The sequence below is a fragment of the Pseudomonas flavocrustae genome, from assembly GCF_029872515.1.
Classification (GTDB): Bacteria; Pseudomonadota; Gammaproteobacteria; order Pseudomonadales; family Pseudomonadaceae; genus Chryseomonas; species Chryseomonas aestiva.
Map to the genome: position 1 here is coordinate 58,036 of NZ_JAPDIQ010000017.1, position 7,150 is coordinate 65,185.

The following is a 7,150-nucleotide window of genomic DNA, read 5'->3' on the forward strand; positions in this document are numbered from 1 at the left end:
GCCGCTCCTGTCTCCCCGCCTGAAACGAGGTTCCAGCCGGTAGACTCAGCCTCTATCGGCCGCCGGCCATCGACAGGATGTTTTCATGCGTTTCCTCGTTGCCCTTCCCCTGCTCCTGGGCGCTGCCCTCGCCCATGCCGATAACGGCGAACCGGTCGACTGCTCCAGCCTGCAGGCCCAGTTACCCCTGCCCCTGCTCCAGCAGACCTCCGGCTTGCCGCTGGCCTATACCCGCCAGATCGCCGGCGGCTGCGCCTTCACCGACCGCGACACCGGCCAACCGGCCAACTACCTGCTGGGCCTGTCGGCGGGCTACGAAAATGGTGGCAGGGCGCTGCCCAAATTACGCCGGCAGGTGCAATCGCTCAGCGAGCAACTGGAGTGCAAGGCCATCGACGGCCTCGGCGAAGGCGCTAGCGCCTGCAGCAAACCGCTGCTGGGCACCCAGGTGTTCTTCATCAAGCGCGACCGCATCCATACGGTAACGGCGTCGAGTCCGCTGGAATACGAGAAACCCGAACTGGCGGCCAAACTGCGCCAGGCAGCCCAGGCCACCGCCCAGGCGTGGGCGCAACGGCTGTAGAGGAAGGCGCATCCTAAGCTTGTCTGAGAGGTCGCCGAGCGAAGGCCAGGCCAGGCCAGGCAAGGCAAGGCAAGGCAAAAATCTGTGAGGAAGCGGAGTTTACGAGTGGTAAATGAGCATTCCGAGCGGATTTTTAACGCCGCATGGCCGAGCGCAGGCACTTTTCAGACAAAGCTTAGTGGCCGCGCCAATTAAGGTCTTCTGAGTAGAGATCGTCTTCCAGCTCGTTGCCAGGAATGGCATGTTCTTCCGCCGCCCAGGCACCCAGGTCGATCAGTTTGCAGCGGTCAGAACAGAAGGGCCGATTGGCGCTCTTCTCGCTCCATTCCACGGGTGCGCCACAGGTGGGGCAGTCCACGGTGAGAGTGCTCATGCTTGGCCTCCGTCAAGGGTCAGATAAAAGGAATGCAGGCGCTCCACTTCGGTGTAGAGCGTGGCGAGATCGCCGTCGTTGCAGATGACGTCATCCGCCTTGGCCAGCCGCTCGGCCCGTGGCAGCTGCGCCGCCAGGATGGCCCGCACCTGAGCCTCGTCCACCCCGTCACGGCGCATGGCTCGCTCAAGCTGCAGCGCTTCCGGCGCGTCGATCACCAGCCCGCGCCGGACCAGCGCCCGCTGCCCGGATTCGAACAGCAGCGGCGACACCAGGATGGCATAGGGCGACGCTGCGCGGGCCAGGGCCGCCAGGATTTCCTGGCGAATGAGAGGATGCAGCAGGGCTTCCAGCCAGCGCCGCTCGGCCGGATCGGCAAAGATTGCCGCCCGCAGCGCCGCCCGATCCAGACTGCCATCCGGCCGCAAGACAGCCGACGAAAAATGCCCGGCGATCTCGGCCAGCGCCGGCCGTCCCGGCTCCACCACCCAGCGGGCGGCCTGATCGGCGTCGACACAGGTGATGCCCAACTGGGCGAAATGCTCGGCAGCGGCGCTCTTGCCACTGCCGATGCCCCCGGTCAGGCCGAGGGTCCAGGCAGAAGTCATCGGAATCCGGCGAAGTTCAGGTACAGGCCGGTTATTTGATCACCCCAGAGCAAGGCAATCCACCCCGCCACGGCCAGATAGGGACCAAAGGGCAAGGGCGTACTGGTTTCCGCCCGCCGCAGCCGCAGGGTGATGACGCCCAGGATGGCACCCACCAGCGATGACAGCAGAATGGTCAAGGGCAGGATCTGCCAGCCCCCCCAGGCACCGAGCAGCGCCAGCAACTTGAAGTCGCCATAGCCCATGCCTTCCTTGCCGGTCACCAGGCGGAACAGCTGGAACACCAGCCACAGACTCAGATAACCCGCCACTGCGCCCCAGACGGCATCACCGAGATTGGTGAACAGCCCGAACTGATTGGCGACCAGCCCCAGCCACAACAGCGGCAGAACGATGACATCCGGCAACAACTGGTGATCGGCATCGATCAGACTGGCCGCCAACAGCCCCCAGGTCAGCAGCAGAAAGGCCCCGCCCTGCCAGGTCACGCCCAGGTGCCAGATGACCCAGGCGGACAGCAGCCCACAAGCTAGCTCAACCAGTGGATAACGTAGGCTGATGGAAGCCTGACAACCCTTGCAACGACCGCGTAGGAGTAGATAACTCACCACCGGCACGTTTTCCCAAGGCCGCACTGCGCGCTGGCAATGGGGGCAACGGGAAGCAGGCCGCGCCAGGTTGAAAGGCGCCCCTTCCGGCTCGGTCGGCAGCTCCAGCACCTCACGCGCCTCCGCCTGCCAATCCCGCCTCAGCATCACCGGCAGCCGATAGACCACTACGTTAAGAAAGCTGCCTACCAGCAGCCCCAGGATTAGCGCGCACAGCGCAGCAGCCAGCGGCGCGCCGGCCAGGAACTCCAGAAGTACCATTAAACGACGTTGCCGAGTTGGAAGATGGGCAGATACATGGCAATGATCAGACCACCCACCAGGACCCCAAGGACCGCCATGATCATCGGCTCCATCAGGGTGGTCAGGTTGTCGACCATGTTGTCGACTTCATCTTCATAGAAGGTCGCGACCTTGGACAACATTTCGTCCAGCGAACCCGACTCCTCGCCAATGGCCGTCATCTGGATAGCCATGGAAGAGAAAACCCCAGTAGTACGCATGGAAAAGTTGAGCTGCATACCGGTGGAGACATCCCCCTTGATCTTCTCCACCGCATTGCGGAACACGACGTTGCCGGTTGCTCCAGCTACCGAGTCCAAGGCATCCACAAGCGGGACCCCCGCCGCGAAGGTGGTGGCCAGGGTCCGGGCATAACGGGCAATGGCAGACCTATAGAGAATTGAGCCAATGAGCGGGATCTTCAGCAGCCCCCGATCCGTAGCGTCACGAAATTTCTCCGACTTCTTGTAGAAGTGCCGCAGGACGAAAGCCAGCACAAAGATCCCGCCCAGTACCAGCAGCCACCACTCCTGCAAGACCTCGGAAATGGCGATGACCATAAGGGTAAAGGCCGGCAATTGAGCTCCGAAACCTTCGAACACCGACTGGAACTGAGGTACTACCTTGATCAGCAAAATGGCCGATACGATGACTGCGACCACGACCACCGCCGCCGGATAGGTCATGGCCTTCTTGATCTTCTTCTTCAGCGCCTCGGTCTTTTCCTTGTAGGTGGCTACCCGATCCAGCAGGGTTTCAAGGGCACCCGATTGCTCGCCGGCATCCACCAGGTTGCAATAGAGGTCGTCGAAATACTGCGGCTGTTTGCGCAAGGAGTTGGCCAGGCTATTACCCGCGGCGACATCCTGCTTGATGTCGTCGACCATCTTGCGCATGTTGGGATTGTCGAAGCCCTCGCCGATGATTTCGAAGGCCTGCAGCAGGGGTACACCTGCGCTCATCATGGTCGCCAGCTGTCGGGTGAACAGGGCGATATCCATGGGCTTGATCTTCTTGCCCTTGCCGAATAGCGACACCGACTTCTTGCGCACCCGGGTCGGATTGATCCCCTGCTTGCGCAATTGCGCCTTGATCAGCGCGGGATTCAGGCCCGTCATCTCGCCCTTCACCTTGGTCCCTTTCCGATCGGTCCCCTCCCAGGTGAAGCTGCCCAACTTGATAGTTTTATCGGCCATGGCCTCGACTCACAAAGACTCGGTCCGCCTTGGCGGACGCGTCAGAAGAATGCTCTATGCAGAGCCGGTTGCGGCTTTAAAGGCAAGCATCGCGCCAAACGCTGACGGCTTTAGCACTCTGCGGCAATCAAGACGCATGGACAGCAACTATCCGACGCACCGCTCTAGTCCCCTCTCCCGCTGGGAGGGGGCTACGGTGAGGGAAAGCCCCTAGTCTTTGGTCACCCTATTGATCTCCTCCAGACTGGTAATCCCCTGCATCGCCTTCACCAGTCCCGACCGCCGCAGATCATTGAAGCCCTCTTTGCGCATCCGCACCGCGATCTCGATGGAGTTGCCCTCCTCCATGATCATCTGTTGCAGCGCCGGAGTGACCTTCACCACCTCGTAAATACCTACCCGCCCGCGATAACCCGCATTGCAGTCCTCGCAGCCGATAGGCTGGTAAAGGGTGAAACTGCCAATCTCTTCCTCGCGGAAGCCCTCGGCCAATAGCGCCTCACGGGGTACCTCATGGACTCTCTTGCACTTGTTGCACAGCTTGCGCGCCAGGCGCTGGGCGATGATGAGGTTGACCGAGGTCGCCAGGTTGAAGGCGGGCACCCCCATGTTCCGCAGGCGCGTCAGGGTTTCCGCCGCGCTGTTGGTGTGCAGGGTCGACATCACCATGTGACCGGTCTGGGCCGCCTTGATGGCGATCTCTGCCGTTTCCAGATCCCGGATCTCACCCACCATGATAACGTCAGGATCCTGACGCAGAAAGGCCCGCAGCGCCTGGGAGAAGTCGAGCCCTTGACGCGGGTTGACGTTGACTTGGTTGATGCCTTCCAGGTTGATTTCCACCGGATCTTCCGCCGTGGAAATATTGATGTCTTCGGTATTGAGGATGTTGAGGCCTGTGTAGAGGGATACCGTCTTGCCGGAACCTGTAGGTCCAGTCACCAAGATCATCCCCTGCGGCTGCTTGAGCGCCTGCAAGTAGAGCTCCTTCTGCACATCCTCATAGCCCAGGGCATCGATTCCCATCTGGGCGCTGGAGGAATCCAGGATCCGCATCACGATCTTCTCGCCCCAGAGGGTGGGCAGAGTGTTGACCCGGAAGTCGATGGACTTGGTCTTGGACACCTTGAGCTTGACCCGGCCATCCTGGGGTTTACGGCGCTCAGAGATGTCCATGTTGGACATCACCTTGAGCCGCGCCGAGATCCGTGACACCAGTTGCACGGGCGGCCGCGCCGCCTCGTGCAGGACGCCGTCGGTACGAAAGCGCACCCTGTACATCTTTTCATAGGGCTCGAAGTGCAGGTCGGAGGAACCCTTCTTGATGGCATCCAGCAGCATCTTGTTGACGAACTTCACCACGGGCGCGTCGTCAGCATCGGTGCCCGCAACAGCTTCCTGGGGTCTTTCACCGCTCTCGGTTTCCAGATCGAGATCGATATCGCCTAGATCCAGCCCGCCAGTGCCGCCATCGAGATACTTTTCGATGGCCTGGTGCAGCTTGTCATCCTCGACTAGCACCACCTCGACGGCAAGCTTGCTGCCAAAGGACACATCATTAATGGCTTGCTGATTGGTCGGATCAGAAAGCGCGATGAAGAGTTTATTGCCCCTTTTGCTCAACGGCAGGAAGTGATGCTGTTGCATCAGCTTCTCGTTGACGATGTCCTTAGGCAACTGCTCTTTATCGATGGCGGCCAGATCCAGAAAGGGTACGCCAAATTCTTGAGCAGCCAATTCCGCCAGAGGCCGGCTCTGTACTAGCCGCTGCTGAACGAGATAGGTCACCAGCGGCACTTTGGCCTGCTTGGCCTTGACCACCGCCTGTTGCGCTGCTGCCTCCGCCAGCAGTTGAGCATCTACCAACTGCCGCGCCAGCCCTGACAGCATCACCGTCTCGTTCATCATCATTCCCACCTTTGGCTACAACAGGCGTTATAGCACCCCCCAGACCGTCCGCAAAATGGCGCCAGACAGCTGACATTTTTTGTCACGTGCTGCCCTTTTATTGACGCCCACCACATGAAAAGCGTGTTGTAGTCGCCACTTTTCTTTGGCACGGCCTGTGCTATACCTCAAACAGGCACGTTGGCCTGATCCAACCTCGGAGATTTGGAATGAAAGCTCAGAAAGGCTTTACCTTGATTGAATTGATGATCGTGGTAGCGATCATTGGCATTTTGGCGGCGGTGGCGCTGCCCGCGTATCAAAACTACACAACGCGTGCGCGTGTAGCAGAGGGTTTTGGCCTTGCAAGTGCCGCGAAAGTCAATGTTGCAGACGTTCTCTCCTCAGGAAATCCAAACGCTGATGCCGCTGGTTATAACTTAGGATATGTGCCTCCTCAACCGACCACCAATACTCAAAGTGTTGTTATTGCTCCTGCAACAGGCGTTATCACTATTACCACTACAGCTGCAGCAGGCGGTGGTACTCTTACGCTGACTCCTAATGCTCCTATCGGCACTGCACTTCCCAACGGCATTGCTGCTTTCACCCCGCCTGCACAAGCTATCGCATGGAGATGCCGTGCTGCAGGGTCTGCAGCAGGCGGTTTCATAGGCTCAGCAGCAGGCACCCTCGTAGCAAACTTTGCGCCTGCCGAATGCCGCTAAAAAACATTTAGCTTTAGCATATAGCCAGCAGATTTGCTGGCTATATAACCTCACTATGAATAAATTAGCTCAAAAAACAAAAGCTTCCCTGATACATCTATCTGCTGCCAGCATAACAGCCGCACTATGCTATATACTCATAAAAACATGGTACCCGACACCATACTTTGAGATCTTGCATGGTAAAGAGATCCTCACCCTTGCAATAGCAATAGATGTCACCCTCGGCCCATTAGTAACATTTATTCTATTCAATCCAGCGGGCTCTAAAAAAGAGCTGTTTTCTATCGTAGCAATTGCAACCATATTACAAGTAACGGCTCTTAGCTATGGTCTATTTAAAGCGGCTTATTCAAGACCGCTATTCCTAGCATTCGAAGGCAACAAATTTCGAATTGTCAGCTTACCCGACATCAATAATTCAGAGTTAAGTCTTGCGCCGGCGAACCTTCAAAATACTAGCCTGTCAGGGCCAAAGATAATATCGACAAAACTACTTGAAGCAGGAGACCCTGGACTCCTTGAAAGCATCCAGCTAGACATACAGGGCATTCATCCGGCCTACCGCCCGCAAAGATGGCAAAATTACGAAAAAGCAAAAAATCAAGTTCTTCAGCAAGCAAAAAAAATCGAGCCCGATAAAAATTTCGATATAAAAATAGAACTCTTGAAACCTAGCCACAAGAACATTGACGATGCTATATTAACACTTCCAATAGTCGCATATGAAAATCAAAGCAACTGGGCAGCCATAATAGATCCAATCTCCGCTGAAGTAATTGGATTTTTGAACTACAAATCCTTAAATAAAATAAAGTAGTCGCCAGATATATACGAAAGATACTACTATTACGGCATCCCCTTCCCCCCAAAAGCCCCCACCAC

The 7,150-nt window shown here is 57.6% G+C and carries 8 protein-coding genes; 3 read left to right on the plus strand and 5 right to left on the minus strand.

Annotated elements, in window-relative coordinates:
• Positions 1–85 precede the first annotated feature (85 nt).
• The gene (locus OMP44_RS24065; RefSeq protein ID WP_280311507.1) at positions 86–583 is read left to right on the plus strand and encodes a hypothetical protein; all 498 of its coding nucleotides are present in this window, start codon (positions 86–88) and stop codon (positions 581–583) included.
• 175 nt (positions 584–758) lie between these two features.
• Here OMP44_RS24065 and yacG read toward each other — a convergent pair whose 3' ends face one another.
• The 5 genes from yacG to pilB form a co-directional block, all read right to left on the minus strand.
• Complete coding sequence (yacG, locus tag OMP44_RS24070; RefSeq protein WP_280311508.1) at positions 759–956, minus strand: DNA gyrase inhibitor YacG; 198 nt, start codon at positions 954–956, stop codon at positions 759–761.
• Entirely contained in the window at positions 953–1,564 is a 612-nt protein-coding gene (coaE, locus tag OMP44_RS24075) for a dephospho-CoA kinase (RefSeq protein WP_280311509.1), read from the minus strand. Before coaE ends, yacG begins: the two co-directional genes overlap by 4 nt.
• Positions 1,561–2,433, minus strand: coding sequence for a prepilin peptidase (locus tag OMP44_RS24080; RefSeq protein ID WP_280311510.1), 873 nt, complete (start codon positions 2,431–2,433; stop codon positions 1,561–1,563). Before OMP44_RS24080 ends, coaE begins: the two co-directional genes overlap by 4 nt.
• Positions 2,433–3,650, minus strand: coding sequence for a type II secretion system F family protein (locus OMP44_RS24085; RefSeq protein ID WP_280311511.1), 1,218 nt, complete (start codon positions 3,648–3,650; stop codon positions 2,433–2,435). The genes OMP44_RS24080 and OMP44_RS24085 overlap by 1 nt, the downstream gene beginning before the upstream one ends.
• 210 nt (positions 3,651–3,860) lie before the next feature.
• Positions 3,861–5,555, minus strand: a complete 1,695-nt coding sequence (pilB, locus tag OMP44_RS24090; RefSeq protein WP_280311514.1) for a type IV-A pilus assembly ATPase PilB — start codon at positions 5,553–5,555, stop codon at positions 3,861–3,863.
• A 212-nt stretch (positions 5,556–5,767) separates the two neighbouring features.
• On the opposite strand from pilB, the gene OMP44_RS24095 reads away from it, so the two are divergent.
• Positions 5,768–6,265, plus strand: a complete 498-nt coding sequence (locus OMP44_RS24095) for a pilin (protein ID WP_280311512.1) — start codon at positions 5,768–5,770, stop codon at positions 6,263–6,265.
• On the plus strand, positions 6,243–7,085 hold the full coding sequence (locus OMP44_RS24100) for a hypothetical protein (protein WP_280311513.1): 843 nt from the start codon (positions 6,243–6,245) through the stop codon (positions 7,083–7,085). Before OMP44_RS24095 ends, OMP44_RS24100 begins: the two co-directional genes overlap by 23 nt.
• The last annotated feature ends 65 nt before the right edge of the window (positions 7,086–7,150 follow it).